At 71.4% G+C, this 25269-nt stretch carries 24 protein-coding genes and 2 pseudogenes; 16 read left to right on the forward strand and 10 right to left on the reverse strand.

Going from position 1 to position 25269, the window contains the following annotated elements:
* Positions 1-110 precede the first annotated feature (110 nt).
* The 3 genes from coaD to recG form a co-directional block, all read right to left on the reverse strand.
* Entirely contained in the window at positions 111-602 is a 492-nt protein-coding gene (gene coaD, locus ABD287_RS03810; protein ID WP_344168258.1) for a pantetheine-phosphate adenylyltransferase, read from the reverse strand.
* Entirely contained in the window at positions 599-1162 is a 564-nt protein-coding gene (gene rsmD, locus ABD287_RS03815; RefSeq protein ID WP_344168261.1) for a 16S rRNA (guanine(966)-N(2))-methyltransferase RsmD, read from the reverse strand. The genes coaD and rsmD overlap by 4 nt, the downstream gene beginning before the upstream one ends.
* Before the next feature lie 469 nt (positions 1163-1631).
* Positions 1632-3827: an ATP-dependent DNA helicase RecG gene (gene recG, locus ABD287_RS03820; RefSeq protein ID WP_344168583.1), complete on the reverse strand. Its 2196-nt coding sequence runs from the start codon at positions 3825-3827 to the stop codon at positions 1632-1634.
* Between the two features lie 274 nt (positions 3828-4101).
* Between recG and rpmB the strand changes: the two genes are divergently transcribed.
* Positions 4102-4293, forward strand: coding sequence for a 50S ribosomal protein L28 (gene rpmB, locus ABD287_RS03825; RefSeq protein ID WP_106316350.1), 192 nt, complete (start codon positions 4102-4104; stop codon positions 4291-4293).
* Positions 4294-4438: 145 nt separating this feature from the next.
* Here the strand turns inward: rpmB and ABD287_RS03830 are convergent, their stop codons facing one another.
* Positions 4439-4909: a GNAT family N-acetyltransferase gene (locus ABD287_RS03830; RefSeq protein ID WP_344168273.1), complete on the reverse strand. Its 471-nt coding sequence runs from the start codon at positions 4907-4909 to the stop codon at positions 4439-4441.
* Between the two features lie 10 nt (positions 4910-4919).
* Positions 4920-5879, reverse strand: a complete 960-nt coding sequence (locus ABD287_RS03835) for a thiamine-phosphate kinase (RefSeq protein WP_344168276.1) — start codon at positions 5877-5879, stop codon at positions 4920-4922.
* 146 nt (positions 5880-6025) lie between these two features.
* Here ABD287_RS03835 and ABD287_RS03840 point away from each other — a divergent pair, with 146 nt between their 5' ends.
* Positions 6026-6259, forward strand: a complete 234-nt coding sequence (locus ABD287_RS03840) for an Lrp/AsnC family transcriptional regulator (RefSeq protein ID WP_344168279.1) — start codon at positions 6026-6028, stop codon at positions 6257-6259.
* On the forward strand, positions 6260-6823 hold the full coding sequence (locus ABD287_RS03845) for a DUF3515 family protein (RefSeq protein WP_344168282.1): 564 nt from the start codon (positions 6260-6262) through the stop codon (positions 6821-6823).
* A gap of 80 nt (positions 6824-6903) precedes the next feature.
* Here ABD287_RS03845 and ABD287_RS03850 read toward each other — a convergent pair whose 3' ends face one another.
* The 4 genes and pseudogenes from ABD287_RS03850 to ABD287_RS03865 form a co-directional block, all read right to left on the reverse strand.
* On the reverse strand, positions 6904-8013 hold the full coding sequence (locus ABD287_RS03850) for a D-alanine--D-alanine ligase family protein (protein WP_344168285.1): 1110 nt from the start codon (positions 8011-8013) through the stop codon (positions 6904-6906).
* 56 nt (positions 8014-8069) lie between these two features.
* Positions 8070-8301: pseudogene (locus ABD287_RS03855) on the reverse strand (cystathionine gamma-lyase); the annotation flags it as partial.
* Positions 8298-9290 (reverse strand): NAD(P)H-dependent glycerol-3-phosphate dehydrogenase, encoded by a 993-nt coding sequence (locus ABD287_RS03860; RefSeq protein WP_344168288.1) that lies wholly within the window; start codon positions 9288-9290, stop codon positions 8298-8300. The gene ABD287_RS03860 and the pseudogene ABD287_RS03855, both read right to left, overlap by 4 nt.
* Positions 9287-10039: a lysophospholipid acyltransferase family protein gene (locus ABD287_RS03865; RefSeq protein WP_344168291.1), complete on the reverse strand. Its 753-nt coding sequence runs from the start codon at positions 10037-10039 to the stop codon at positions 9287-9289. Before ABD287_RS03865 ends, ABD287_RS03860 begins: the two co-directional genes overlap by 4 nt.
* 175 nt (positions 10040-10214) lie before the next feature.
* Between ABD287_RS03865 and cofC the strand changes: the two genes are divergently transcribed.
* From cofC to ABD287_RS03930, 13 genes and pseudogenes are all read left to right on the forward strand, one after another.
* Positions 10215-10835, forward strand: a complete 621-nt coding sequence (cofC, locus tag ABD287_RS03870) for a 2-phospho-L-lactate guanylyltransferase (RefSeq protein WP_344168294.1) — start codon at positions 10215-10217, stop codon at positions 10833-10835.
* Positions 10836-10963: 128 nt separating this feature from the next.
* Positions 10964-11398, forward strand: coding sequence for a hypothetical protein (locus tag ABD287_RS03875; protein WP_344168297.1), 435 nt, complete (start codon positions 10964-10966; stop codon positions 11396-11398).
* Positions 11395-12561, forward strand: coding sequence for a hypothetical protein (locus tag ABD287_RS03880; protein ID WP_344168299.1), 1167 nt, complete (start codon positions 11395-11397; stop codon positions 12559-12561). Before ABD287_RS03875 ends, ABD287_RS03880 begins: the two co-directional genes overlap by 4 nt.
* A gap of 41 nt (positions 12562-12602) precedes the next feature.
* A complete protein-coding gene (locus ABD287_RS03885; protein ID WP_344168586.1) occupies positions 12603-13721 on the forward strand; it encodes a S8 family serine peptidase in 1119 nt (372 codons plus the stop codon).
* A gap of 32 nt (positions 13722-13753) precedes the next feature.
* Positions 13754-13960: a cold-shock protein gene (locus tag ABD287_RS03890; RefSeq protein WP_344168302.1), complete on the forward strand. Its 207-nt coding sequence runs from the start codon at positions 13754-13756 to the stop codon at positions 13958-13960.
* Positions 13961-13988: 28 nt separating this feature from the next.
* Positions 13989-16070: pseudogene (locus ABD287_RS03895) on the forward strand (RNA degradosome polyphosphate kinase); the annotation flags it as partial.
* Positions 16071-16214: 144 nt separating this feature from the next.
* Positions 16215-17384 (forward strand): acyltransferase domain-containing protein, encoded by a 1170-nt coding sequence (locus ABD287_RS03900; RefSeq protein WP_344168305.1) that lies wholly within the window; start codon positions 16215-16217, stop codon positions 17382-17384.
* Positions 17384-18331 (forward strand): beta-ketoacyl-ACP synthase III, encoded by a 948-nt coding sequence (locus ABD287_RS03905; protein WP_344168308.1) that lies wholly within the window; start codon positions 17384-17386, stop codon positions 18329-18331. The genes ABD287_RS03900 and ABD287_RS03905 overlap by 1 nt, the downstream gene beginning before the upstream one ends.
* Positions 18332-18399: 68 nt before the next feature.
* A complete protein-coding gene (locus ABD287_RS03910; protein ID WP_344168311.1) occupies positions 18400-18639 on the forward strand; it encodes an acyl carrier protein in 240 nt (79 codons plus the stop codon).
* 53 nt (positions 18640-18692) lie between these two features.
* Entirely contained in the window at positions 18693-19919 is a 1227-nt protein-coding gene (gene fabF / locus ABD287_RS03915) for a beta-ketoacyl-ACP synthase II (protein ID WP_344168314.1), read from the forward strand.
* A gap of 37 nt (positions 19920-19956) precedes the next feature.
* The gene (locus ABD287_RS03920) at positions 19957-21372 is read left to right on the forward strand and encodes an acyl-CoA carboxylase subunit beta (protein WP_344168317.1); all 1416 of its coding nucleotides are present in this window, start codon (positions 19957-19959) and stop codon (positions 21370-21372) included.
* Between the two features lie 62 nt (positions 21373-21434).
* Positions 21435-22211 (forward strand): MerR family transcriptional regulator, encoded by a 777-nt coding sequence (locus ABD287_RS03925; protein WP_344168320.1) that lies wholly within the window; start codon positions 21435-21437, stop codon positions 22209-22211.
* A gap of 63 nt (positions 22212-22274) precedes the next feature.
* The gene (locus ABD287_RS03930; protein WP_344168323.1) at positions 22275-22985 is read left to right on the forward strand and encodes a class I SAM-dependent methyltransferase; all 711 of its coding nucleotides are present in this window, start codon (positions 22275-22277) and stop codon (positions 22983-22985) included.
* Positions 22986-23032: 47 nt separating this feature from the next.
* On the opposite strand, the gene ABD287_RS03935 is transcribed toward ABD287_RS03930, so the two are convergent.
* Positions 23033-25258, reverse strand: a complete 2226-nt coding sequence (locus ABD287_RS03935; RefSeq protein ID WP_344168326.1) for a hypothetical protein — start codon at positions 25256-25258, stop codon at positions 23033-23035.
* Positions 25259-25269: the final 11 nt, after the last annotated feature.

Below are 25269 nucleotides of genomic sequence, written 5' to 3' on the forward strand. Positions count from 1 at the left end.
GCCTGACGCTCAACCGCGCTCCGACAATCGGGTCTCCCGACGCGCGACCGCCCATCGCCGGTGCTCAACCGCAGGTCGTCGCCGTCAGACAGCCGAAGATCCCTGGACGATCATTCGGGCTGAGCGCCGCTGTCAAAACGCGAGCGTAGCCGCCGATGGACCGATTCGGGTACATGCTGCGAGACGTCGCCGCCCCATTTCGTGACGTCCTTGACCAGACTCGACGACAGGTACGAATAGAGCGGGTTGGTTGGCATGAACAACGTCTCGACCCCAGCGAGCCCGACGTTCATCTGCGCCATCTGAAGCTCGTAGTCGAAGTCGCTCACCGCGCGCAGGCCCTTGACGACCACGGGAGCATCGTGGGTCTTACAGAAATCCACCAGAAGCCCCTGGAAGGTCTCCACCCGGACGTTCGGCAGGTCGGTCGTTACCTCGCGCAACATCGTGATGCGTTCAGGAACCGAGAACATTCCGGATTTCGAGGGATTTATCATTACGGCAACGATGACCTCGTCGAACAGCCGACTAGCCCGGCCGACGATGTCGAGGTGCCCGTTCGTCACCGGATCGAAGGAGCCCGGACAGACAGCGCGTCTCATGACCGGCGACCGTACCAAACGGCGGTCTCCCCGTAGCGCCGACCGCTCAGCGGCTCAACCCCCCGCGGCCAGGTCGGCTCCGGCGAGCGCCGGGACCGCTCGACCACGACCACGGCGTCCGGCGCCAGCCAGTCACGCTCCCCCAGTGCCGCCAACACCGCGTCCAGCTCCGCCTCGTCGACGGCGTACGGCGGATCGACGAACACCACGCCGTAACCAGCCCCGGGCGGCCCGGCGGCAAGAACTGTCTGGACCTTCCCCGCGGCCACCGACGCGACGTCCGCGACGCCCAGGGTGGCGATGTTCTCGCGTAGGACCCGCAACACCTTCGGATCGGCCTCCACCAGCAGAGCATGCTCAGCGCCACGCGACAGCGCCTCCAGACCCACCGCTCCGGATCCGGCGAAGAGGTCGAGCATCCGGGCGCCGTCGAAGTCGACCAGCGACTCCAGCGCGCTGAACAACGCCTCCCGCACCCGGTCCGCCGTGGGCCGGGTCCTGTCCCCGGCCGGGACGGCCAGCCGCCGGCCGCCATACACGCCCGCCACGATCCTGGTCACGTCCGCAGACGCTACGCGACCACGCCGACGGCCCCACGCCGCGGGCGCGGGCGTCGGCGCGGACGGGCTTGACCGAATGCTGCGGGGCTGGCCCTGACGGCGGCGCACGATCTCATTGGCTGGAACGGCAGAACTGGCACACGCCGGGGGGGCGTCCAGATCACCAAAAAGGTAGACGATGTCATCAGACTGCGCCTTCCATCTGGTGACGTTCATCCGGTCCGGAGCGCCTGTGCCGCCAAACTCCAACCACAGATTCTGATACGGCGTGAACGACTCGGGGCCGTCCATCTCCCAGACTCCGGCGCCGGAGTCCTCCGGCCCGTTGCCCCTCTCATCCACGCAGGCCGCAAGACCGGATGCCGAGAACGTGCCGTCAGGGAAGAACATCACCACTCCACCGGAGTCGTTGACCCAGCTGCCGCACAATACCGACCCGTACCCTCCAATGTGGCCCGCGCTGGCCGCGTCAGCCCTTCTCCAGGAACTCGGCGCGGTCGGCGTCGACCAGGGCGTCGACGGCGGCGGCGAGACCTGGCAGAGAACGCAGTTCGGGGTCGGCTTCCAGGGTGGCGATGGCCTGTTCGCGCGCCTCGCCGATGAGCTTCTCGTCCCGCTTCAACGACAACATCCGCAGGTGCGAGCGCCGCCCGGACTGGGCCGCGCCGAGCACGTCGCCCTCGCGGCGCTGCTCCAGGTCCAGCTCGGCGAGCCGGAAGCCGTCCAGGGTGGAGGCGACGGCGTCGAGGCGCTCGCGGGCCGGCGTTCCCTCGTCGGCTTCGGTGACCAGCAGGCACAGGCCGGGGGCCGAGCCGCGACCGACCCGTCCGCGGAGCTGGTGTAGTTGGGAGACGCCGAAACGGTCGGCGTCGAGGACCACCATGGCGGTGGCGTTGGGGACGTTGACGCCGACCTCGATGACGGTGGTGGCGACCAGGACATCGAGGTCGCCGGCGGAGTAGGCGCGCATCACGGCGTCCTTGGCGTCGGCGGGGAGCCGGCCGTGCAGGACATCGACGCGTAGACCGTGCAGCGGGCCGTCGGTGAGCAGCGGCGCCACTTCGGCGACGGCCAGGGGCGGCCGGCGGGTGGGCTCGTCGGCGGGGGCGTCGGGGTCGGCGGCCGCGTCGTCGTCGGCGGCCGCGTCGCCGATGCGGGGGCAGACCACGTACGCCTGGTGCCCGGCGGCAACCTCTTCGCACACCCGCTGCCAGGCGCGTTCCAGGTAGGCGGGTTTGTCGGCGGCTGGGACGACGTGGGTGGCGATGGGCGAGCGCCCGCGCGGCAGCTCCGTGAGGGAGGAGACCTCCAGGTCGCCGAAGACGGTCATCGCGACGGTGCGCGGGATCGGGGTGGCGGTCATGACCAGGACGTGCGGGGGCTGCTCGGCCTTGGCCCGCAGCGCGTCACGCTGCTCGACGCCGAAGCGGTGCTGTTCGTCGACGACGACCAGTCCCAGGTCGGCGAAGTCGACGCCTTCGTAGAGCAGGGCGTGGGTGCCGATGACCAGTCCGGCTTCGCCGCTGGCGACCTCGGCCAGGGCCCGGCGCCGGGCGGCGGCGCCGAGGGACCCGGTGACCAGGGTGATCCGGGTTCCGCGCGGGTCGCCGTCCAGCTCGCCGGCGCGCCCGAGCGCCCCGAGCAGCTCGGCGATGCTGCGCTGGTGCTGGGCAGCCAGGACCTCGGTGGGGGCGAGCAGCGCGGCCTGGCCGCCGGCGTCGACTGTCTGGAGCATCGCGCGCAGCGCCACCAGCGTCTTGCCGGAACCGACCTCCCCCTGGAGCAGCCGGTGCATGGGGTGGGCGGTGGCCAGGTCTGCGGCGATCCGGTCCCCGACGAGCCGCTGACCCGCGGTCAGCTCGTACGGCAGGGTGGCGTCGAACGCGCCGAGCAGGCCGTCATCGCGGGCTGGACGGGGCCGGGCCGGCCAGGCCGCGGCGGCGTGTTTGCGTTGGACCAGGGTGAGCTGGACGGCGAACGCCTCGTCCCACTTGAGGCGGCGCCGGGCGCGGGCCAGCTCGGGGTGGCCGGCCGGGCGGTGAATGTCCCGTAGGGCGGTGAGCAGGTCGGTGAGGTTGCGGTCGGCGCGCAGGGTGGCCGGCAGAGGGTCGTCGACCTCGGTGAGGGTGTCCAGGACGACGCGGACGCTGCGGGCGATCGTCCAGGTCGGGACGGCGGACGCCGCCGGGTAGACGGGGATGAGCGCACCGGCGAACTCCTCGATCTCGCCGAGGGCGTCGTCGGAGTCGGCCAGCAGGATGTAGTCAGGTCCGTTGAGCTGCCGTTTGCCCCGGTACTCGGTGACCTTGCCCGCGAATAGGCCCCACCGGCCGGTGGTCAGGTCCTTCTGACGCCAGGGCTGGTTGAAGAACGTGCAGGACAGGACGCCGCCGGCCCCGTCGGCGAGGGTGACTTCGAGCATCGTGCCGCGGCGGGCCCGCATTGGACGCGCCGACGCCCCGCGCACCTGCGCCAGCACTGTCGCCTCCTCCCCGACGGCGAGCTGGCTCATGTCGGTGTGTTCGCCGCGCTCGTCGTACCGGCGGGGGAAGTGCCGCAGCAGGTCGCCGACGGTGTGCAGGTCCAGGTGGGTGGAGAGGGCCTTGGCCGTCTTCGCGCCGAGGGGCGCGGTCAGCGGAGTGTCCAGGGTGGTCTGCTCGCTCATCTGGGCCCCCGTCGGCTCGGCGTCCGGCACCGGTGCAGCGTAGCCAGGGGCGCATTAGCGTCCGGCGTTGGTGAGGGCGCGGCGTGTCGGGGTCCAGGTCCGATTGTCCCCGAGATCGGCGGTCAGGTAACCTGGCGAGGTTGCTCGACCGGGACGGCGCGCTCCACTGCATGCCCTAGCCTGAACCCAGCTGCGATCAGCTCTCGCTGACTCAGGCTGTGCCGTGAGACGACGCCGACCGGTTACGTATGACTTTAAACCTCAGGAGATTCCCGTGGCTAGCGTGTGCGACGTCTGCGGCAAGGGGCCGGGCTTCGGCCACAACGTGCCGTGGTCGAAGAAGAAGACCAACCGCCGCTGGAACCCGAACATCCAGTCGGTACGTACGCCTGCCGGCGGCGGCACTACCAAGAAGCTGCAGGTCTGCACGTCCTGCATCAAGGCCGGCAAGGTCGTCCGCGCCTGACGCGGTCCACCAGCGCGTCGAAAGCGGCCGGGCTCCTCATCGCGAGGGCCTGGCCGCTTTTCGCTGCGTCGCTTTGGCTCTGCTTGCGGTACGGCTCGGCTTCGGCTGGCGGGACGGGTTCGGATGATGCCCGTTTCCGGACCTGTCAGTGAAGGTCACGCCCGAAGGAACGAACACCCGGGTACTCCTTGTAGAACCCGAAGTTGTCTATCGCGGCGTACCCACACGCCTGGTACATGGCGATCGATTCCGGCTGCTTCGAGCCGGTCTCCAGGATCAGCCGCCGCCGGCCGTGCTCGCGGGCCGAGTCCTCCACCGCGGCGAGCATCCGACGGGCAAGGCCCTTACGGCGGGCCTGGGGAGCGGTGTACATGCGCTTCAGCTCAGCGACGAGCCCGTTGTCGCCGTGGCTGCGCCAGCCGGCGCAGCTCACCGGGTCAGCGCCGAAGTAGCCGACGAGGAACGCCCCGTGCGGCGGATCGAACTCAGTCGGATCCACCGGCGTCTCGTCGCCGCTGCTGTTGTACCGCTCGCCGAGGTCCCGCAGGGTCGCCCGGATGAGCAGCTGGGCATCCGGGTCGGTGTACCGGGCAACGACGATCTTCAGTTCACTCACACACGCCAGACTACGACTGCGGCCCGGCGGCGCGAAAATGGTCCCAGCCAGCGGGGCCGTCCCGGTACGGCCGGCCGTCGACCGTCACGTCGGCGCCCTCGGTGACCGCGCCGACCGCCTGCCAGCCCTCGGGCAGGGTGACATGCGGCGGGAACGTGGCGGCGAAGGCGTGGTCGTCGCCGCCGCCGAGCATCCAGGTCATCGGGTCGACGCCCAGGGCGCTGGCGGCGTCGCGCATCTGCGCCGGGACCACGAAGGCGTCCCGCCGGACGTTGATCCCCACCGAGCTGGCCCGGGCGATGTGCCCCAGGTCAGCCAGCAGGCCGTCCGAGACATCGATCATGGACGTGGCGCCGGCGACGGCGGCCCGCGGTCCCGCCAGATACGCCACCTGCGGGCGGCGGTAGGCGTCCACGAGCAGTTTCGGGGTGCGGAAGCCGCGCGAGAGCACGGTGTAGCCGGCCGCGGCGTAGCCGATCCGGCCGGCCACCGCGACGATGTCGCCGGGGCGGGCGCCGGTTCGGAGCACCGGCGCCCGCCCCTCCAGGTCACCCAGTGCGGTGACGGCGATCGTCAGGGTCGGGCTGGCCGACATGTCGCCACCGACGACCCCAGCGCCCACCAGAACGGCCTCCGCCGCCAGGCCGTCGGCCAGCTCCTCAGCCCAGGTGGCCGCCAGGTCCGGCGGCGAGCAGAGGGCGACGAGCAACGCGGTCGGACGCGCGCCCATGGCGACGATGTCGGCCAGGTTGGCGGCGGCGGCGCGGTGGCCGACGTCCTCCGCGGAGCACCAGTCGCGCCGGAAGTGCCGGCCCTCCACCAGGACGTCGGTCGAGGCGACGACCCGACCGTCGCTGGCGGTTACCACGGCGGCGTCGTCACCTGGACCCAGCAGGGTGTTCGGCGCTTCCGGCAACCGGGCGGTGACCCGTGCGATCAGCCCGAACTCCCCCGCGTGCGCCACACTCATCCGTTACTCCCCATCGTGGTGTGCCCGTGTCCCCGTACCAGAATCGCGCAGTCGTCGGCGGCGGCGCCGACGCCCCCCTTGGCGGGTCTGTCAGGTGCGGTAGCGTCGAGCTACGGACTCCCACCAGCGCTGACCGAGGAGTTGTCGTGGTCCAGGCATACATCCTGATTCATACCGAAATCGGCAAGACACAAGACGTTGCAGCAACTATTTCGGGTATTTCCGGTGTTGTCCGAGTGGACGTCGTCACCGGACCGTACGACGTCATCGTCGTCGCGGAGGCCGACACGCTCGACGCGCTCGGCAAGCTCGTCCTCAGCGAGATCCAACGAATACCCAGCATCACCCGCACCACGACCTGCACCGTGGTGAACCTGTAGATGGCTGACGAGATCGCGCGTGGCGCGGCGCGCTGGGCCACGGCGGTCGCCGTTCCGACCGCGCTCGCCATCGGCCTCGGCGGTTACCTCCTCCTCAGCCCCGCGCCGGCCGCCGAGTCACGACAGCCAGGCACGCCGCCCGGCGTCTCGGCGACCACCCCGGTCACCATGCCAGTCGTCCCGACCGGCGCCGCCACCCGACGCGCCTGCGCGGATGTCGTCGCCCGGACACCGCCGGCGATCCGGCACCTGGCCCGCCGTCCGGTCGTCGGGGCCGACGCCACCAGCACCGCCTACGGGGAACCCGCGATCACGATGGCCTGCGGCGGCACGGCGCCGACCTACCCTGGCACGGATTTGGTGTTCAATCTCGACAGCGTCTGCTGGCACTCGACCGTCACCCCGACCGGCATCGACTTCACGACCGTCGATCGGACCATCCCGGTGCGGGTCCACATCCCCACGGTCTACGGCAGCGCCGGCCAGTGGGCGATCGAGTTCTCCGGACCCGTCGCCGCCGCGCTGCCTCCAACCGCGAACGTGCCCTTCGGCTGTCGCGGCTGACTGGGCGCCCTGGCCAACACGCTGACCACCGGGACCCCTCACCACCCATCCGCCCATCCACGGCTCAGCGGCTCAGCGGCTCAGCGGCTCAGCGGCGAACGGATCAGCCTGGCCACGAGCTTCGGGTACTCCAGGCCGGCAGCCGCCCACATCCGCGGAAACATCGACGTCGGGGTGAACCCCGGCATCGTGTTGATCTCGTTCAGTAGCACCTGACCGTCGTCGGTGACGAAGAAGTCCACCCGGGCCAGGCCCGCGCAGTCGACGGCGTCGAACGCCTGGCAGGCCAGCTCCTGGACCCGCCGGGTGAGCTCCTCGGACAGCCGCGCGGGGACGTCGTACTCGCACGAGTCGTCCAGGTACTTGGCCTCGAAGTCGTAGAAATCGTGGGCCGCGACCACCCGCACCTCGGCGATCGGTGACGCCTCGGGGGCGCCGCCCGCTTCGCCTTCGAGCACCCCGCACTCGATCTCCCGGCCGACGATCGCCGCTTCCACCAGCACTTTCGTGTCGATCGCGCGGGCGGCGGCGACGGCGGCGTCCAAGGCTGCCCAATCGGTCACCTTCGAGATTCCGAACGACGACCCGGCCCGGGACGGCTTGACGAACACCGGCAACCCGAGGCGGTCCCGCTCGGCTGGCGGCAGCGACTGGCCGGCGCGCAGCACCGCGTACGGGCCGACCGGAATCCCAGCGGCGACGGCGAGCTTCTTGGTGAACTCCTTGTCCATCGCTGCCGCGGAGGCGAAGACCCCGGCCCCGACGTAGGGGACGCCGGCCATCTCCAGCAGGCCCTGGATAGTGCCGTCCTCGCCGTAGGCGCCGTGCAGCGCGGGGAAGACCACGTCCACCCCGGACACCGCCAGCGCGACGGCCGGGGCGTCGGGCGCCACCACCGCGTCCGGGTCGGGCGCCGGTAGCAGCGCCGCCCGGGTCGGGTCGGCCGGCAACATCACCGGCTCGCCGGAGTTGTCGGTGATCTCCGGGAGCCGACGGTCCGCGATGGCGAGTTGTCCGGCGTCTCCGGCGACGAGAACCCAGCGGCCCTCGCGGGTGATACCCACCGGGACCGCCTCGAACTCGTCCGGATCGAGCGCGGCCAGGATACTGCCGGCGCTCACGCAGGAGATGCCGTGCTCGGGGCTACGGCCACCGAACACCACCGCGACACGGATCTTGGGCTCAGCCATGGAGCCACCGTACCCGCGCCCGACAAAGCGGCCGGGAAGGGGCGGCAGCGACCAAGCCCGCTGGCATGGGCGACGCAGCCGCCCTCCACCAACTCGCCGACGGCGGCTTCGAACAGCTCACGGGTGGGGTTCTCCGCGCGGGCGTAGACGGCCGTCTCCGGCGGGCCGGACGGGTCCAGATGTTACGGCGCGGCGAAGACCGGCCCGGGTAGGAACGGCTGGCCGGGACGGGTTCGGGCAGCCTGACGTGCACACGCAGCGGGTCCCGTCGCCGAGTGAGGCGTTCATTCAGCCTTGGTGTCCCGGCTCATGAGGGTCCGCAGCGCCTGCCGGGGGTCGAGGCCCTCATGGCACACCCGCTCGACCTGCTCGGTGATCGGGACCTCGACGCCGTGGGCGTGGGCCAGGTCGCGGATGGCCAGGCAGCTCTTGACGCCCTCGGCGGTCTGCCTGGTGGCTTTCTGCGCCTCTTCCAGGGTCTCCCCTCGGCCGAGGTGCTCGCCGAAGGTGCGGTTGCGCGACAGCGGCGACGAACAGGTGCCGACCAGATCGCCCAGACCGGCGAGCCCGGCGAACGTCAACGGGTCGGCGCCGAGCGCCTGGCCGAGCCGGGCGGTTTCGGCGAGGCCGCGGGTGATGAGGGTGGCCTTGAGGTTGTCGCCCAGGCCCATCGCGGTGGCGACGCCATAGGCGAGCGCGATGACGTTCTTGACCGCCCCGCCCAGCTCACACCCGACGACGTCGTCGTTGGTGTAGGGCCGGAAGTAGGGGGTGGTCAGGGCATTCTGGACCTCGGTGGCCCGGTCCATGTCGGCGCAGGCCACGACGGTGGCGGTGGGCTGCTCGGCGAGGATCTCCCCCGCGAGGTTCGGGCCGGAGACGACGGCGACCCGGTCGACGGCGACCCCGGCCGTCTCGATGATCACCTCGCTCATCCGTTTCGACGTGCCCAGCTCGATGCCCTTCATCAGGGACACCATGGTGGCGCCGCTGGCGAGGTGGGGCGTCCAGCCAGCGAGGTTTCCGCGCAGCGTCTGCGACGGGACCGCCAGGAAGACCAGCTCGGCGCCGCTGATCGCCGCCGCCGCGTCGGTGGTGGCGCTGACCCGCGCCGGTAGCCGGGCCTGGCCGATGTAGTCGGGGTTGACGTGCCGCTGGCTGATGTTGGCGGCGACGCTGTCGCGACGGGCCCACACGACGACGTCCGACCCCGCGTCCGCGAGGATCTTGGCGACGGTGGTTCCCCAGGACCCGGCGCCGAGCACCGCAGCCTTCACGCGGCTCCTTCCAGCGGCGTGACATCCACGACCGGCGAGGCGCCGGCCGGGCGTCGGCGCCTCGGATACAGCGGCGGCGGCGTCTCGGCTCTGATCTCGGCAAGCATGTCCCGCACCCTCAGCATGATCTTGTCGGTCATCTCCGCCAATGTCTCCTTGCTCGGCTCCCCGTCACAACGCCCACCGAGATCGATCGGCGGTCCAGCCACCACGGTCACCGGGGTCCGTGGCCGCAGCCGCAGCGCCCCGGTGCGTGGGTCGAATATCCGCTGGGGGCCCCAGATGGCCAGCGGAACCACCGGCGCCCCGGTCGCCAATGCCAGCCGCGCCGCCCCGGTCTTGCCGGTCATCGGCCACAGATCAGGCTCCCGGGTCGTCGTGCCCTCTGGATAGATCATCACGACGCCGCCAGCGCGCACGACCGCTTCCAACATCTCCAGCGAACGGGCCGCGTTGACCGACCCCCGCTCGACCGGGATCTGACCTACCCGGGACAGCAACAGACCCACCAGCGGCATCCGGAACAGACTGGCCTTGCCCAGAAAACACGGCCAGCGCCCAGCCTCGTACACGAAATGACCCGTGATGAGAGGATCCGCGTGTGAGACGTGGTTCGCCACGACGATGACGCCACCGGCGGCGGGCAGATGTTCGGCACCTCGCCAGACGCGGCGAGTGAGCAGCAACAACGCGGGCTTGGCCAGCACGATCGCCAAGCGGCGCCAGAAGCCCAGTCTGCGCCGTGCCACCGATCTCCTTCCGGCCTCCGCGCCGCCGCCGGGAACGACCCGGCGCCCGGCCGCGTCGAACGCGCCCGCTGGCCACAATCATGCCTGGTCGGTGGGGGCCCCGGAAACCCGGTGGCCGGGCCCAACCTCCCGACCCGCCGGTCGCCTACCTCCGCCGACCAGCCATCATGCGCTCATGCGCTGGATGGTTGTCGTCCCCCTCAAGCGGCTCGCGACGGCCAAGAGCCGGCTCCGGAGCGCCGTCGACGCCCCCGGGCCCGCGCTGGCGCTGGCGCTGGCGTGCGACACCGTCGCCGCCGCGCTGGGGCATGTCGAGGTGCTCGTCGTCTGTGACGACCCCGTCGCCACGGCCGCTCTGCGCCAGCTCGGCGCCACTGTCGTCGCCGAGCCCGAGTACGCCGGTCTCAACGGCGCGTTGCGGCACGGCAGTGCCCTCGCCCGCCGCGCCGACGCCCGACCCGCGGCACTGACCGGGGACCTACCCGCGCTGCGGGCCGCCGACCTGGCCGCGGCGCTCGACGCCTGCGGACCACGCGCGACGTTCGTCGCCGACGCCGCCGGCGCCGGAACGACCCTGCTGGCCGCCGCCGTCGGCGCCGACCTGGCACCCCGCTTCGGGCCCGACTCGGCCGCGGCGCACCAGGCCATCGGCGCCGTCGCGCTGACCCCCGCCCCCTCCCGGCTGCGACTGGACGTCGACACCGCCGCCGATCTTGCCGCCGCCGCCGCTCTCGGCCTCGGCCCGCACACCCGTGCCGTGCTCGCAGGCCAACTCACCGCACCACTCGCGAGCTGAGACCACACCGCCGGGGCGGACAGGACGGCGCGACTGAACTACCCTGCCTAACTGCTGTGTCGGTTGTGGACGCGCCGGCCAGTGGCAACGGCGCCGCCGCGGCAGCCAAGACGTCGTGAGGAGATTCCATGCCGGTCGACCAGGGCGGCGCGCCGCCATCCCGGGGAATCCGGGTCGAGCTGGACGGCCTGACCGACTTCGCCGGGCAGGTCCGCGCCGAAACCGACAGCAACCTGCGGCCCCGCGCGCACGAGGCCGTCAACCAGTTCGGCCAAGGGGTGCCCTTCGGGGAACGGGCCATCGCGCCCGGCGTCCAGGTAGCCCAGGAGATCTACCGGCAGTCGCTGGTCAGCGCCCTCGACGCCCTCGACGCCTACGTCGCCGCCGCCGACGCCATGGCCACCGCCGCCGAAACGGTGGCCAAGCGCTACGGCGCCACCGACGCGATGGCCGCAGCGAACGCCGACCTCGTCAGCCGCGAGCTCGCGCGGGCGCTCAACAGGGTCCCGCCGGTCCCCGACACCGCGACCGATGGTGGCGCCGCGCCAGAGGAGGTCTGGTGACCGACCCGCTGTCCGGACTTGTCCGCTCCGGCCCGGCGCCGGTTGACGCATGCCTCAACTGGAACGCCTACACCGTCCCGACCATCTGCGAATCAGCGCACGGCGAAGACGACCCGCGCGGATGGGAGCAGGTCCGCACCTGGATGCGGGTGACGGACGCCGTCCGGGCGCAACGCGACCGACTCGTCGCCTGCCGCGAGGCGATCGTCCGACGATGGCCACCGCAGGAGAGCGAGGCCGCCGCGGCCTTCGTAGCCAGACTCGACGAACTGTCCGAGAGCATGACAGCGGCCGGCGTCGCCGCGTCGGCGAACACCCACGCGCTGTGGGGCGTCATGGAAACCCTGGCGACAGCGAAACGGGAACTGGAGCCCATCCACCGGGAGTACCGGAAGAAGTCAACAGACTTGACATTGGCGTCCTGGGACGGCGCCGAGGACGCGCTGAACCAGCGCGCCCGCGAAGTGATGGCCCGCGCCGAGGCGGCGGTCAGGGACTACTCGGCCAGCTTCGCCCAAATGGAACGTATGCGTTGGAAAGATGTCGACTCGATCGACGACTTTCCCAACACATCGCTACCGGGCGACATTACCGTTCCTCCGCTGACGCGTGGGAGTGGCGCGCCGGCCAGCACCGGATTACCAGGCTCGACAGAGGAATTCGGCTTAGCGGGATCGTCGTCGGCTGGCGCGGCGCAGCCAAGCGCCATTGGCGGGCCGGGCCCGACCTCAGCGCTGGCACCGGCCGGTGTTCACGCATGGCCGCTCATTCCGAAGTCTCCGACGACGCCATTTCAACCGGCACACCCCGGCGTGGTCGGAAAGCGCAGCGCCCCGCCGTCGGGTTGGGTCATCGGCGGTGGGAATCCAGCGCCTCCCGCATCCGGTTCGGGACTGGCACGGCCCGGTCCTGGTGGGGTCATCGGCGGGGCTGCTCAGGGCAGTTCGACTGGTACAACGCGTACGGCCGTTCAACCGCCTGGCGTTCCGATCGGAACCAACCTCGCTGGCGGCGGCCGGCCGGCCCGAGGCGAGGGTACGACTCCGACCTATCGAGCTGCCGACGTCCAGTGGAAGGGTCCGGTCGGTGTCCCGCCGGTTATCGATACACCGCCAGCGCCTAAACCGCACGATCCGGGTCCAGGAAAGGTAATTGGTCAGTGAGGTCGCTGCTGGTTAGCCTAAGGTTTGGCCTGTCTGCACTGATGGCTGGCGGCCTCATCTGCATCGGCGGCCTGCCCGGCGCAGCGGCAGACACCGTAAGAGCCAGCCAATGGCACTTGAGATCACTGGCTATAGGAACGGCACACTCCTTGTCGCAGGGCGATGGCGTGACTGTCGCAGTGATTGACACCGGTGTCGACGCTGACCACCCAGATCTGGTGGACGCGATCCTTGCCGGCAAAGACTTTCGGGAACCCAGTGGAAATGACTTGGAGGTCCGACGTGACATGGATCGCAGAGGCCACGGCACGTCCATGACTGGGCTGATCGCCGGCCGTGGCCGTGGCGGCGCTGGGGGAGTCCTCGGTATTGCTCCAAAGGCCAAGGTTCTTCCAGTCCGTCACACATGGGGCGGATTAGATTTCAAAGGCGAGACACCCACCGCCATCCGCTGGGCCGCAGGCCAGGGCGCCAAGGTAATTTCGATGTCCTTTGGAGATCATGGCGGAATCGGCCTCGAACTCGCAATCCGCGAGGCACGGGCAGCGGACGTTTTGCTCGTCGCTTCGGCAGGGAACCGACCAGAGTCGCGACAGGTGCGGTTCCCGGCGCGCTACGACGGAGTTGTCGCTGTCGGCGCGGTCGACCGGAGCGGGCGGCGCGCGGGTTTCTCGGTCACTGGCCCGCAGCTCGCGCTGACCGCCCCGGGGGTCGGCATCACCTCGACGAGGCCGCGAGGCACCGGCGGCGGGTACGGGACCGGGAGCGGGACGAGCGACGCCACCGCGATCGTCGCCGGGGTGGCCGCTCTGGTACGTGCCCGCTACCCCGACCTGTCGGCTCCCGAGGTGGTCCACCGGATGACGTCGACAGCGGACGACAAGGGACCAGCCGGACGCGACGAGGAGTACGGATTCGGCATCGTCAACCCCGTCAGGGCGTTGACTGCGGAGGTGCCGCCGCTGGACCCCGCGCCGGACCCGGTCGGGCCCGGCCGCCCAGGTGATGCCACCACACAGGGCACACAGATCCTGCCGGGCGGCGGCGAAAGGGCCTGGAGTCAGCGAACGCTGTTGGTCGACGGCGCCGGTGTTGTCGTGCTGGGGCTGGCGGTCGGCGGCGCGGTGCTGCTGACACGCACGCGTCGCCGCAGGCCGTGATCGGCTCGGCTGTGTCGGGTTAGCCTGGTCGGATGCAGGGCACAGTGGCGACCTTCGATCCGGACGAGCGCAGCGGAACGGTGCTGCTCGATGACGGCAGCGAGGTGGTCTTCGACGGGTCGGCCTTCGCGGCTTCCGGGCTGCGGTTGCTGCGCCCGGGTCAGCGGGTGGCGTTGGCGTACGGCGTGGACGGGCGGGTGACCCGGGTCGGATTGCCGACGATGCCCGCGCGCGCCTGATCTGCACGCTGCGTTTGGGTTTTGTTCACCTCAGACGGGCGATGATGTGGGGGTGACGCCCCCTGTTGATGTTGAGCTGCCGCCTGACCGTTTCCTCAACCGCGAGCTGTCGTGGCTGGATTTCAACGCCCGGGTGCTCGCCCTGGCCGAGGACCCGGCCACCCCGCTGCTGGAGAGGGCGAAGTTCCTGGCGATCTTCGCGGGGAACCTGGACGAGTTCTTCATGGTCCGGATCGCCGGCCTCAAACGTCGTCTTCAAGCGGGCCTGCCGGTCCGCAGCGGGGACCGCGCCCCGGTGCGGACACAGCTACGGCTGGTGGCGGAGCGGACGGCGGAGCTGGTGGAGCGGCACGCCCGGTGCTTCGGTGACGATGTTGCCCCGAAGCTGACCGACCAGGATGTGCATCTGGTCCGCTGGGCCGACCTGACCGACGACGAGCGCCGCGGCCTTCGCGGCTACTTCCGGGAGAAGGTGTTCCCGGTCCTGACGCCGTTGGCGGTCGATCCGGGGCACCCGTTCCCATACATCTCCAGCCGGTCGCTCAATCTCGCGGTGACGATCCGCGACCCGGACGGCGGCACGGAGCTGTTCGCGCGGGTGAAGGTCCCCAACAACGTGCCCCGGCTGGTGCCGGTGAGCCGCGAGTCCGGGGACTGGTTCCTGCTGTTGGAGGAGCTCATCGGCAACCACCTGGACGAGCTGTTCGCCGGCATGGAGGTGATCGAGCATCACCTATTCCGGGTGACCCGTAACGCCGACTTCGAGGTCGTCGAGGACCGGGATGAGGACCTGCTCCAGGCGTTGGAGCGGGAGTTGGCGCAGCGCAAGTTCGGGCCGCCGGTGCGGTTGGAGGTGGCGGCGGACGTTTCGGATCATGTGCTTGACCTGCTGGCCCGCGAGTTGGACATGGACGCCCACGACATCCTGCGTGTTCCGGGCGTCATCGATCTGTCGTGTCTGTGGCAGCTCTACAGCGGCGTGGACCGGCCGGAGTTGAAGGACCCGGCGTTCGTGCCGGCGACGCATCCCAGGCTGGTGGACGGCGAAACCCCGCGCAGCGTGTTCGCGACGCTGCGGGAGGGCGACATTCTGGTCCACCACCCTTACCACTCGTTCAACACGAGCGTGCAGCGTTTCGTCGAGCAGGCCGCCGCCGACCCGGACGTTCTGGCCATCAAGCAGACGCTGTACCGCACCAGCGGCGACTCCCCCATCGTGGACGCCCTCGTCGACGCCGCGGAGGCCGGCAAGCAGGTGGTGGTGCTGGTGGAGATCAAGGCCCGGTTCGACGAGGTGGCGAACATCGGCTGGGCCCGCAAGCTGGAGCGCGCCGGCTGCCATGTGGTGTACGGGCTGGTGGGGCTCAAGACGCACTGCAAGACAGCGTTGGTGGTGCGGGCCGAGGGCGGCCAGCTGCGCCGGTACTGCCATATCGGCACCGGCAACTACCACCCGAAGACAGCCCGGTTGTACGAGGACTTCGGGATGCTGACGGCCGACCCGGAGGTGGGGGCCGATCTGACGGAGTTGTTCAACCTGCTGACCGGTTACAGCCGGCAGCGGTCGTACCGGCGGCTGCTGGTGGCCCCGTACGGGATCCGCCGCGGGTTGATGGAGCGGATCGAGCGGGAGATCGAGCACGGCGAGGACGGCCTGGTCCAGATGAAGGTCAACGCCCTGGTGGACGAGGACCTCATCGACGCGCTGTACCGGGCATCGCGGGCGGGCGTCCGGGTCGATCTCATCATCCGTGGCATGTGTTCGCTGCGGCCCGGGGTGCCGGGGCTGTCGGACAACATCCGGGTGGTGTCGGTGTTGGGGCGGTTCCTGGAGCATTCGCGGGTGTTCCGGTTCGGCAACAACGGCGACACGGAGATCTGGATCGGTTCGGCGGACCTCATGCACCGGAATCTCGACCGGCGGGTCGAGGCGTTGGTGCGGGTGACCGACCTGACCGCGTCCCGCGAGCTGGATCGGGTGTTGGCGTTGGCGATGTCGGATGAGACGGCGGCGTTCGATCTGGCCGGCGACGGCTCGTGGACCCGCCGGGTGGGGTCGCCCGAGGCGCCGCTGCGAGACCTGCAGGATGTCCTGCTCATCAAGGGGTGAGCCGGCGGCGTGAAGATCCCGTGACTCGTGACACAGTTCGATCCCGCGGACGGGTCGCTTTGTAGGAACCCTACAAAGCCTGCTGTGCGACTTGGTGACTCCCGGCACCAACATGTGATCGTCTTTTCCGGGAGAGTTCGTGACGTGCTCGCCGTACTCTCGCCCGGTCAGGGCGCCCAGAAGCCAGGTTTCCTCGCCCCGTGGCTCACGCTGCCCGGGGTCGAGGCTCGTCTCCGTTGGTGGTCCGCGCTGTCCGGGGTCAATCTGGTCCACCTCGGCACGGATGCTGACGCCGAAGAGATCAGAGACACCGCCAAGACGCAGCCGTTGCTGGTGGCCGCGGCGCTGCTGGCCGCCGAGCAGCTCCCGCTCTACGACGTGGCTGTGGCCGCCGGCCACAGCGTCGGCGAGCTGGGCGCCGCGGCGCTCGCCGGGGTCATCAGCCCGGACGCGGCGGTCACCCTCGCCGGGGTGCGCGGTCGAGAGATGGCCGCGGCGTGCGCCCTGGAGGCCACCAGCATGGCAGCCGTCCTGGGCGGCGACCCCGACGAGGTCGTTGCCGCTGTTGAGGGCCTGGGGCTGTACGCGGCGAACCGCAACGGCGCCGGCCAGATCGTCGCCGCCGGGGCCGTGGACGCGCTGGCCAAGCTCGCCGACAACCTGCCGGCCGGGGCGCGGGTCCGCGCGTTGAGCGTGGCCGGGGCGTTCCACACCCCGTACATGGCGCCGGCTGAGCGGGCGCTGGCGGCGGTGGCGGCCGGCATCACCCCGAGCGACCCGTCGCGGATCCTGTTGTCGAACGCCGACGGCGGCGCGGTCAACCACGGCCGGGAGATGCTCCAGCGGCTCGTTCGCCAGGTCATCGCCCCGGTGCGCTGGGACCTGTGTATGCGCAACCTCGCCGATCTCGGCGTCACCGCAGTCATCGAGCTGGCCCCCGCCGGCACCCTGACCGGCCTGCTCAAGCGGGAGCTCAAGGAGCGCGGCGCCCCCGAGCTGGTCAACCTCAACACCCCGGACGACCTCCCGGCCGCCCGCGACCTCATCGCCCGCCACGGCGCGGCGCCCAGCCACGAGCCGACCCCCCAGTTCCGGGTCGTGGTCTGCCCGGCCGCCGGCACCTTCTCCCCTGACCCGGAGCTGGTCGAGGGCGACGCCATCCGCGACGGCCAGAGGATCGGCCGGGTCATCACCCGGCAGGGTCCGCAGGACATCGTCGCGCACAGCGCCGGGACGCTCACCGAGTGGCTCGCCGACCACGACGACCCGGTCGCCCCGGGCCAGCCGCTCGCCCGTCTCGGAGGTGCCCGCTGATGGCCACTGGCCGCATCGTGTCGCTCGGTCACTACCAGCCGAGCAAGGTCGTCACCAACGACGACCTGTCGAAGCTGGTGGACACCAACGACGAATGGATCCTTTCCCGGGTCGGCATCGCCAGCCGCCGGATCGCCGCCGAGAACGAGACCGTCGCCGACATGGCCACTGCCGCGGCGTCCAAAGCGCTCGCGGCCTCGGGGCTGACCGCCGCCGACATCGACACCATCGTCGTGGCCACCTGCTCGTCGGCCGACCGGTGCCCGAACGTGGCCACCCGGGTCGCCCGCAACCTCGGCGTCGACGCCCCGGCGGCGTTCGACGTCAACACCGCCTGCTCCGGTTTCTCGTACGCGCTCGGCCTCATCGACCACGGCATCCGCGCCGGGGCGATCCGCAACGCCATCGTCATCGGCGCCGAGAAGATGTCCGAGATGATCGACTGGTCGGACCGCGCCACCTGCGTCATCTTCGCCGACGGCGCCGGCGCGGCTGTGGTGAGCGCCAGCGACGACGCGACCCCGGCGATCGGCCCGGTCGTCTGGGGCTCGGTGCCCGAGAAGAGCGACGCCATCCGGGTCGAGGGCTGGAAACCGCGGGTCGCGCAGGAGGGTCAGACGGTGTTCCGCTGGGCCACCACCGCGCTGGCCCCGCTGGCCCGGGAGACATGCGAGAAGGCCGGTATCGACCCGACCGAGCTGGCCGCGTTCATCCCGCACCAGGCCAACACGCGGATCATCGACGGGATCGTCAAGCGGCTCGGGCTCACCGAGAGAACCGCCGTGGCGATGGACATCGTGGAGTCGGGCAACACGTCGGCCGCGAGCGTCCCGATGGCGTTGTCGAAGATGGTCGAGCGAGGTGAGATCCCCAGCGGCGCCCCGGTGCTGTTGTTCGCCTTCGGCGGCGGCCTCACCTACGCCGGTCAGGTCATCCGCTGCCCGTAGTCTCCCAACTTCCGTCGTACGGCCGATCCGCACGACGGTTCTCACCCGATCGGAAGGAAACCAAACGCATGACCCGCGAGGAGATCACCACTGGGCTCGCCGCCATCCTTGAAGAGGTCGCCGGGGTCGCTCCCGCCGACGTCGCCGAGGAGAAGTCGTTCACGGAGGACCTGGACGTCGACTCGCTGTCGATGGTCGAGGTCGTCGTGGCCGCCGAGGAGAAGTTCGGCGTGAAGATCCCGGACGACGAGGTGCAGAACCTCAAGACCGTCGGTGACGCCGTCTCGTTCATCGAGAAGGCCGCCTGAGTTTTCCGGCCGACTGAGTTCTAACCAGCACACGAGAGAAGCGAGGCATCGCGTTGACTAAGCCAGACGTCGTTGTCACCGGCCTGGGGGCGACCACGCCACTCGGGGGCGACGTCGCGTCTACATGGGACGCGATGCTCGCTGGCCGCTCCGGGGTGGGCCTGCTCACCCAGGAGTGGGCCGCTGAGCTGCCCGTGCGGATCGCCGCGCAGCTCGTGGTCGACCCGTCCGAGGTGTTGGACCGGGTGCGGCTCCGCCGGCTCGACCGGTCCGAGGCGATCGCCCTGATCGCCGCCCAGCAGGCGTGGGCCGATGCCGGTCTCGCCGGCGCCGGCCTGGACGTCGAGCGCCTCGCCGTCAGCCTCGGCTCCGGCATCGGCGGCCTGCTGACCCTGCTCGCCCAGGACGACATCCTGGAGACGAGCGGCCCGCGGCGGGTCTCCCCGCACACCGTCCCGATGCTCATGCCGAACGGGCCGGCCGCGCACGTGGGCCTGGAGCTGGGCGCGCAGGCCGGCGTCCACGCGGTCGCCAGCGCCTGCGCCACCGGCGCCGAGGCGATCGCGCTGGGCCTGGACATCATCCGCTCCGGCCGCGCCGACGTGGTGATCGCCGGCGGCACCGAGGCCGTGGTGCATCCGTTGCCGCTGGCCGGGTTCGCCGCGATGCGCGCTATGTCCACCCGCAACGACGACCCGGAGCGGGCCTCCCGCCCGTGGGACAAGGCCCGCGACGGCTTCGTCCTCGGTGAGGGCTCGGGCGTGGTGGTGCTGGAGCGCGCCGACCACGCCGCCGCGCGCGGGGCGCGGGTCTACGCCCGGCTCGCCGGCGCCGGACTCACCTCCGACGGCTACGACATCGTCCAGCCGCACCCCGAGGGCGCGGGCGCGGCGCGGGCCATCGCCCGGGCGCTCGCGGACGCCGGGGTCGCCGCCGGCGACGTGGTGCATGTCAACGCGCACGCTACGTCCACCCCCGTCGGGGACATGGGCGAGATCAAGGCGCTGCGCGCGGCCCTGGGCACCCACCCGGTGCTCACCGCGACCAAGTCGATGACCGGGCACCTGCTCGGCGCCGCCGGCGCATTGGAGTCGATCGCCACGATCCTGGCGATCCACAACGGCGTCATCCCGCCGACCATCAACCTGGACGACCCCGAGGACGACCTCGACATCGACGTGGCCGCGCACAAGGCCCGCCACATGGAGGTGCCGGCCGCGTTGAACAACTCGTTCGGCTTCGGCGGGCACAACGTCGCCCTCCTGTTCACCCGGGTCTGACCATCTCCGCCGCCCCAGAACAAGCAGGAGGCTTGCAGTGAACAGTTCCTCCGTCGTCTCCGCCCAGCCGGACACCGACTACCGCGACCCCGAGCTGCGCCTGCGCACGCTGTTCGACCCGGGCACCCTGCGCCTGGCGATTCCCGCCGACGACTCGGGCGTGCTGTGGGCGCGCGGGGAGGTCGAGGGCGCCCCGGTGGTCGCCTTCGCGACCGACGCCACCCGGATGGGCGGCGCCATGGGCGTCGAGGGCTGCCGGCACGTCGTGGATGCCATCGACGCCGCGGTGCGGGACCGGATCCCGGTGCTGGGCCTGTGGCACTCCGGCGGGGCCCGGCTGGCCGAGGGCGTCACGGCGCTCGACGGCGTCGGACAGGTCTTCGCGGCGATGGTCCGCGCCTCCGGCCGGGTGCCGCAGATCTCGGTGGTGCTCGGCCCGGCCGCCGGCGGCGCCGCCTACGGGCCGGCGCTCACCGACATCGTGATCATGAGCGACAAGGGTCGGATCTTCGTGACCGGGCCCGAGGTCGTCCGCAGCGTCACCGGCGAGCAGGTCGACATGGCCCGGCTGGGCGGCCCCGAGCCGCACGGGCGCCGCTCCGGCGTCGTCCACATCACCACCAAGGACGACGAGAGCGCGTTCAACCAGGCCCGCGCGCTGGCCTCGCTGCTGGGCCGGCAGGGCCGGATCAGCCCGCCGGACGCCGAGGCCGAGGGCCACGACCTTGCCGCGCTGATGCCGGCCGAGGCGACCCGCGCCTACGACGTCAAACCGGTCGTCAAGGCGTTGCTGGACGCCCCGGGCGTCGAGCTGCACGCCAAATGGGCGCCGAACATCGTCACCACGCTGGGCCGGTTCGCCGGCCGTACCGTCGGCGTCATCGCCAACAACCCGCTGCGCCTGGGCGGCTGTCTGGACTCGGCGAGCGCCGAGAAGGCCGCTCGGTTCGTCCGGATGTGCGACGCGCTCGGCGTACCGCTCATCGTCCTGGTTGACGTCCCCGGCTACCTGCCGGGCCTGGGCCAGGAGTGGGACGGCGTGGTCCGCCGCGGCGCGAAGCTACTGCACGCCTTCGCCGAGGCAGTCGTGCCGCGGGTGACCCTGGTGACCCGCAAAGCGTACGGCGGGGCGTACATCGCCATGAACTCCCGGTCGTTGGGCGCCACGGCTGTGTTCGCCTGGCCGAACGCCGAGGTCGCCGTCATGGGCGCGTCGGCCGCGGTGAACATCCTGCACCGCAAGAAGCTCGCCGCCGCCCCGCACGAGGAGCGCGACGGGCTGCGGGCCAACCTCATCGCCGAGCAGATCGAGATCGCCGGCGGCGTGAACCGGGCGCTGGAGATCGGCGTCGTCGACGAGATGATCACCCCGGCGGACACCCGCCGGCGGATCGCCGAGGCGCTCGCCGCGGCCCCGGCCGCCCGTGGGGCGCACGGCAACATTCCGCTGTGACCTGGTCTCGCGTCGCGTGCAGGGCTTGACCCTCACGCGACGTGAGGCGGCACGGTAGGGACATGACCGCGATGACACAGGCCGTCACCTGGACAGTCGGGCAGGTCGCCCGGGAGTTCGGGGTGACCGTCCGCACGCTGCACCACTACGACGCGATCGGCCTGCTGACGCCCAGCGACCGCACCCGGGCCGGCTACCGCCGGTACACCGAGCCGGACCTTATCCGGCTGCGGCACATCGTGCTGTACCGGCGGCTCGACTTCTCCCTCGACGAGGTCGCCGAGCTGCTGGCCGCCCCCGACACGGTGGGCGAGCACCTGCGGCGTCAACGTGACGCGGTCACATCCCGGCTGGACGAGCTGGCCCAGCTCGTGACAGCCCTCGACCGAGCGATCGCAGCGGAGGAACACGGCATGAAGCTGACCAAAGAGGAACAGCGGGAACTGTTCGGCGACCAGTTCGAGGAGTACGCGGCCGAAGCCGCCGAGCGGTGGGGCGACAGCCCGCTGTACGCGCAGTCGCAGAAGAAGGCCGCCCAGTACACCAGGCAGGACTGGGAACGCATCAAGGCCGATGGCGACGTGGTGAACGCCGCGTTCGTCGACGCCATGCGGGATGGCTCGCCGGCCACCAGCGAACGGGCGATGGACGCCGCCGAGGCGCACCGGGCGCACACCACCCGCTGGTTCTACGACTGCTCGTTGGAGATCCACGAGAATCTGGCCGACATGTACATGGCTGACGAGCGGTTCACGGCGTACTACGACCAGCTGGCGCCCGGCCTGACCGCGTACGTGCGTGCGGCCATCCACGCCAACGCCGCCCGCCGACGGCGTTAGCAACGGCGCGGGGCAGCGCCACGGCCGGACGGTGAGCCGGTTTGTTCGGCTAGGGTGGCCGGCGTGGAAGCGACCGAGATCCGGAAACTGGCCGCCCTGGAGGACACCCACTGGTGGTACCGGGAGCGCCGGGCCCTGCTGGCCCGGGATCTGCGCCGGATCGCCCGCTCGGGTCAGCGCCCCGGGGCGGCGCTTGACATCGGCGCGGCCGGCGGCGGCAACACCCGGGTGCTACGGGCGCACGGTTGGCGTCCGGTCGCGTTGGAGTACAGCGAGGACGGTGCGCAGGTGGCCCGCGAGCGTGGCCTGAACGTCATCCGCGCGGACGCCCGCGCCCTGCCGCTGCCGTCGGCGAGCCTGGACCTGGTGGTGGCCTTCGACATCCTGGAGCACATCGAACAGGACGACCAGGCGGCGGCGGAGATCACGCGGGTGCTACGTCCGGGCGCCAACGCGCTCATCGCCGTGCCGTGCGACATGCGGCTGTGGTCGGCCCACGACGAGGCGGTCGGGCATGTGCGCCGGTACGACCGGGCTGGTCTGCTCGAACTGGTGGTGCGGGCGGGTCTGGTGGTGGACTCCCTGTGGAGCTGGAACGTCGTGCTGCGGCCGGTGGCCGCCTGGCGCCGGCGCAGGTCCACCGGCAGCGACCTCGACGCTCTGGCCGCGGTCGTCAACCTGGGTCTGTCCACAATCATCACGGCCGAGCGGTACCTGCCGGTGCGCGCGCTGCCCGGGGTGTCGCTCATGCTGCGCGCCCACCGACCTGCCTGACCGCCACCCGACCCAGCAGAACACGACGCCGGGAGGCGGGCGCGGCGCTATTCGCGCAGCCGGTAGACCGCGGCGCGGCCATTCTGGTAGCTGAGGTCAGCCAACGCCGCGAGCGCCGCTGACTCGCGTCCCGCCTGCCGGTCCACGACCAGCCAACGCACGCCGTGCCGGTCGCGCAGGGCGGTCAGTCCCTGGGCGGTGGGGGCGGTGAAGGCCGCCTCGTTGGCGCCGAACAGCGCCTGGTCCCAGAACGGCCCGTACGGGCTCGTTCCCAACGAAACGGCCCGGGGAGCGAACGCCCAACCTTCGATGAGGACGGTGCGCTCGGCGTAGGCGCTGAGCCAGAACGACCGGGCGTCGCAGTGACCCTCGACGATCTCCCGGCAGTGCGCGTTGGTGGCGACGATGTCGTCGGGCCGGCTGTGCCGGTGGACGTGCCGGGCGGCGTCGACGAGGGTTCTCGGCATCGGCACGTTGACGTACGCGCCGCCGTTGGGGCTGGCCCGGTTGGCGGCGGCGTCCATCGGCAGTCCCGGGGCGCCGGCGACGAGCGCGAGGGTCAGCGCGGCGAGGCCAAGCCGGCGGCGCAGCAGCGGGCCTGGCCCGCAGGCCAGGCGCCAGCCGAGGAACGCGACCGCGGCGACGACCGTCAACAGCGCCGCCCACAGCAGCAGCGGCAGCAGCGGGCGGTGCGCCGGCGGGGCGACGGATCCGGCGGGCCCGGCCAGGAACTGGGCGGCGACGAGAGCGAACCCGACGGCGGCCGCGCCGACCGCCCACCGCCAGCGGGCGGCGCGGGTGAGGGCTGAGCGTTCCCAGAGCTCGACGTACCCCCAGGCGGAGAGCATCACCCCGAACGCGAATGCGGCGCGCAGGAAATACTGGTTGCTGCTGCCGGGGTGCCCGAGCGCCAGGTAGACGGCTGGTCCGGCGAGCGCCCCGCCGGCCAGGAACGCCTGGTCGGGGTCGAGCCGGCCACGGCGACTCCACAGCAGGGGCGCGATACCGGCCAGCCGGAGCTGCATGTTGAGCGCGAACGCCACCGTCACGGCCACCCAGCCGAGGGCGGCGCCCGGCTCGACGTACGGGCGCAGCCCGGAGAACGGGTCGACGACGACGCCATGACTCTCGAAGTTGAACAGCACGACGGTGGCGAATGCCTGGGCTGCCACGGCGGCCCCGAACAGCGCCCACGCCGGGCGGGCGGGACGACGACGCCACAGGCAGACGAGCACGGCGAACGCGGCGGCGCCGGCGACGACGGGCGCCGAGCTGGCCTTGGCCCCGGTGGAGGCGAGCAGCAGCAACGCCAGCAGAGCCCAGCCGCCGCGCCCGAACGGCGGCGGCGCGTCGCCGTCGGTCGGTCCACGCAGCAGGCCGGCTGCGGTGGCGATCAGCGGCAGGAGCAGCACCCAGCTGTACGTCATCGACGGGCTGCCCCAGACGATGAAGGTGGCCTGGGTGCCGAACAGCTGCCGGACGCCGTTCTCGAACCCGAACTCCCCGATGGCGAACATGAGCGCCGCGGCGAGCGCCCCTGCGTACGGGCGTGCGCTGATCCGCCATCCGGTGACGGCCGCCGCCAGCGCCGCCAGCGCGCACAGCGCCGGCACCGCGAGCCGGAAGAACACTGTGGGCAGATCGACCCCGCTGATGAGGCTGGCGGCGGCCATGTGGGCGAACCCGAACCAGTGGTAGCGCAGCGGCTCGCCGGCGGCCTGCGGCACGTCCAGCGGGAAGCTGTGGGTGGCCTCCCCCGCCAGCGAGAGTTGGAAGGCCAGGTCGATGTACTGCTGCTGGCTGTCGTCGCCGGGCAGGACCGGGTTACGGAACAGGAACGACTCGCTCAGATACCAGGCGAAGCCGACGATCACGGCGCTGACGGACCAGGACCAGCCGCGCGGCGCGGCGGTGGGGTAGGTGGGCCGCCAGTGCCGGCGCAGCCGCGGCGCGGCCAGGAACGGGGCGATCACCAGCACCGGCCACAGCCACAGCCACCGTTGGGCGCCCGCGAGGGAGAACAATGCCCAGGCGGGCAGCTCCAACGCCAGGCCGACGATGGCCCCGTAGGTCAGGTCTTCGACCAGAGTGTGCGGTCGTCGGCGCAGAGCCCGGAATACCAGCGTTCCGGGCAGGAGCACCGCGAGGAGACCGTATGCGGCGTAGGCGGCCAGCGCGGCCGGCGGGGCGCCGGCGGCCAGCAGCAGCGCGCCGACCGCGGCGACGGTTACGACAGCCGGCGCCCACGCGCGCGCCGCGTCCTGGGGTTTCACCCGCGGCACGC

The organism is Pilimelia columellifera subsp. columellifera (assembly GCF_039532605.1).
Lineage (GTDB): Bacteria > Actinomycetota > Actinomycetes > Mycobacteriales > Micromonosporaceae > Pilimelia > Pilimelia columellifera.

Excerpts from the sequence above, each read along its gene's own strand:
- coaD (WP_344168258.1), bottom strand. The coding sequence starts at position 602 with ATGAGACGCGCTGTCTGTCCGGGCTCCTTCGATCCGGTGACGAACGGG.
- recG (WP_344168583.1), bottom strand. The coding sequence starts at position 3,827 with ATGAGCGAGCAGACCACCCTGGACACTCCGCTGACCGCGCCCCTCGGC.
- ABD287_RS03875 (WP_344168297.1), top strand. The coding sequence starts at position 10,964 with ATGCCGGTCGACCAGGGCGGCGCGCCGCCATCCCGGGGAATCCGGGTC.
- ABD287_RS03905 (WP_344168308.1), top strand. The coding sequence starts at position 17,384 with ATGGCCACTGGCCGCATCGTGTCGCTCGGTCACTACCAGCCGAGCAAG.
- cofC (WP_344168294.1), top strand. The coding sequence starts at position 10,215 with ATGCGCTGGATGGTTGTCGTCCCCCTCAAGCGGCTCGCGACGGCCAAG.
- ABD287_RS03925 (WP_344168320.1), top strand. The coding sequence starts at position 21,435 with ATGACCGCGATGACACAGGCCGTCACCTGGACAGTCGGGCAGGTCGCC.
- ABD287_RS03850 (WP_344168285.1), bottom strand. The coding sequence starts at position 8,013 with ATGGCTGAGCCCAAGATCCGTGTCGCGGTGGTGTTCGGTGGCCGTAGC.
- ABD287_RS03910 (WP_344168311.1), top strand. The coding sequence starts at position 18,400 with ATGACCCGCGAGGAGATCACCACTGGGCTCGCCGCCATCCTTGAAGAG.
- ABD287_RS03845 (WP_344168282.1), top strand. The coding sequence starts at position 6,260 with ATGGCTGACGAGATCGCGCGTGGCGCGGCGCGCTGGGCCACGGCGGTC.
- ABD287_RS03835 (WP_344168276.1), bottom strand. The coding sequence starts at position 5,879 with ATGAGTGTGGCGCACGCGGGGGAGTTCGGGCTGATCGCACGGGTCACC.
- ABD287_RS03885 (WP_344168586.1), top strand. The coding sequence starts at position 12,603 with ATGGCTGGCGGCCTCATCTGCATCGGCGGCCTGCCCGGCGCAGCGGCA.
- ABD287_RS03890 (WP_344168302.1), top strand. The coding sequence starts at position 13,754 with ATGCAGGGCACAGTGGCGACCTTCGATCCGGACGAGCGCAGCGGAACG.